Genomic DNA, 2,498 nt, shown 5'->3' with positions numbered 1-2,498 from the left:
CGCGCCCGTGCTCGGAGGCGGCGCGTCGCCGGCGGCCGGGGCCGCCGCCACGTCGCCGCGCAGGGCGCTGAACGGGGCCGCCCAGCCCGGGAGCACGCCGGTGGTGAGCGAGTGGGCCAGCGCCTCGCCGGTCACGGGCGTCAGCAGTACCCCGTTGCGGTGGTGTCCGGTGGCGACCTGGAGTCCCGGCAGCGGGCCGGGGCCGAGCAGCGGCGCGTTGTCGGGGGTGCCCGGACGCAGTCCGGCGCAGGTCTCGACCAGCGGCAGCTCGGTCAGCCCCGGTACCAACTCGTGTGCGTCGCGCAGTAGTTCGTAGACGCCTCCGGCGGTCACCGTGGTGTCCCAGCCGCGTTCCTCGCTGGTCGCCCCGATCACCAGCTCGCCGTTCTCGCGCGGCACCAGATACACCTCGCTCGCCCGCACCACGGCGCGCACCGTGCGCGAGAGGAACGGCGCGAAGGCGGGCGGCACCCGCAGTCGCAGCACCTGGCCCTTGACCGGGCGCACCGGCGGCCGGGCGCGCGGCGGGAGCCCTTCGAGGGTGGAGCTGCGGCTGCCGCAGGCCAGCACCGTCGTGCCCGCCGACACCCTGGTGCCGTCGGCCAGTTCGGCACCGACGGCCCGCCCCGCACGCTCGGTCAGCCGTGCCACCGCCACCCGGCGGAAGGCGACCCCGGACCGTTCGCAGGCGGTGACGAGGGCCGCGCCGAGGCGGCGCGGGTCCACCTGGTGGTCGCCGTCCACCCGCAGCCCGCCGCGCACCCCGGGGGCGAGCATCGGCTCCAGCCTGCGGCACTCCCGGCCGGTCAGCCACCGCGACTCCAGGCCGTGGCGCCGGTGGAGGGCGTGCAGTTCGCGCAGTTGGGTGCGGTCGTCGGCGTCCAGCGCCACCGCGAGGGTGCCGCAGCGCCGGTAGCCGAGGCCGGTCCCGGCCGCCTCCTCAAGCTCGGCGGCGAACGACTCCCAGCCGTTGGCCGAACGGAGGTTCAGCGCCAGCAACGCCTCTTCCCCGTGGTGCAGTTCGGTGACGGCCGCCAGCATCCCGGCGGCCACCCGCGCCGCGCCGCCGCCCGGCTCCGGGTCGGCGACCACGACGGAGAGGCCGCGTCCCGCCGCCCGCCAGGCCGTCACCAGGCCGATGATGCCGCCGCCGAGCACCAGCACGTCGGCGGTCGCCTCGCTCCCGGCGCCCGCGTGCCGGGGGACGGTCGCAGCCTCGGGCGGACGGCTCCCGGACGCGGGAGGGCCCGCCACCGGTTCGCTCCGTGCGACGGATGTCTCGGGGGCGCTGTCCGGGCCCCCGCCGGGGGCCGCGCCCCGTGCACACGTGTGCCGGTGGCCCGTGCCGCTCTCCACGACGGACATGGTGGACACTGCTCCTCTCCCTACGCCGGCATGACCCGGATCAGGTTGTGCGGTCGGAGGCCGCCAGCCTCCCTCTCAGCCCGGTGCGTCCGGACTCCCGTGGGTTCGCGCCGACCGTCCACCCGGCCCCCGGCGGTGACTGCCCGCCCGGGGAGCCGCCGGTGGGCGGTCCCGCACTGCCAGCGTAGTACCACGGCGGGCGCGGCTGAAAAGCTGTCCCTTCCCGGCAGGAGCCGGGGCCACCGCCGAAGGAGCACGCGCATGACCGCATCGCTGGAGGGCCGCGTCTTCGCGCCCGAGGCCGACCAGTCGCCCGGCCAGGTCGGCACGGCCACCCGTTTCCGCTACCGCGAGCGGGAGGGGAGGATCTGGGCCGACTACGCGGGCGGCGACATCGAGCGCGGCTCCCTGGTCGGCACCCGCGTCGGTGACCGCGCCGACTTCCGCTACGTCCAGCTGCGGACCGACGGCACCACCGCTTCCGGGCACTGCGTCAGCGAGATCACCGAACTCCCCGACGGGCGGCTGCGGATGGCCGAGAGCTGGCACTGGGAGTCGCGGACCGGCAGCGGCACCTCGGTCGTGGTCGAACTCCCCGGGGAGGAGCCCGGCGGCGCCGTCTGAGCCGGCCGGCCGGGGAGCCCCCGGCCGCCGGCGTACGCCCCCGCCTGCCCTTCACGGTGGATGACGGGGTGGCTACGATGGGCCCAACGGGTTTCAGCCACAGGGGGATTGAAGGCGCCGGCGTCCCGTCCCGAGCGGGGCGTCGCGACCATGCGTCACGAGCCGGGAGCCGGAGGGGAGCCGGGCATACGTGCGCGCCAGCACGGGCCGACGGTGCTCTCCCGGACCGGTCCCACTCCAGGGGCGGGACGCCGCCAACTCCGGCACCAGGCGTCACCCCCGTCCCGAAGGCACCGGGCGGGCCGGGACCGGGCTCCGCCGCTCCTCATGAAAGAGGCCACCGTGAACGCCTTCCCGCCCGCCGGCACTCCCGAGCCGCCCGCCGGCACTCCCGAGCCGCCGACCGGCCCACCCGCGCAGCCGACCGCACCGCCGCCCGAGCCTGCTGCGGTCCCGGGGCCTCCGGCGCCGACCGCGCCGCCCGTGATGCCGCCCCCGCCCGCCGGCCC

At 77.4% G+C, this 2,498-nt stretch carries 2 protein-coding genes; one reads left to right on the top strand and one right to left on the bottom strand.

The genetic code is table 11. The annotated features are described in order from the left end of the window. Nucleotides 1-1,164: glycine oxidase ThiO (thiO, locus tag E0D90_RS25005; RefSeq protein WP_227870492.1), on the bottom strand; the 1,164-nt coding region annotated here is incomplete at its 3' end. A 462-nt stretch (nt 1,165-1,626) separates the two neighbouring features. Between thiO and E0D90_RS25000 the strand changes: the two genes are divergently transcribed. Then, entirely contained in the window at nt 1,627-1,989 is a 363-nt protein-coding gene (locus E0D90_RS25000; protein WP_103500595.1) for an avidin-fold protein, read from the top strand. The last annotated feature ends 509 nt before the right edge of the window (nt 1,990-2,498 follow it).

Source organism: Streptomyces otsuchiensis, assembly GCF_004305975.1.
GTDB classification, from domain to species: domain Bacteria; phylum Actinomycetota; class Actinomycetes; order Streptomycetales; family Streptomycetaceae; genus Streptomyces; species Streptomyces otsuchiensis.
Note: the sequence above shows the minus strand (reverse complement) of the source record. Positions and strands in the feature narration are given on the sequence as shown.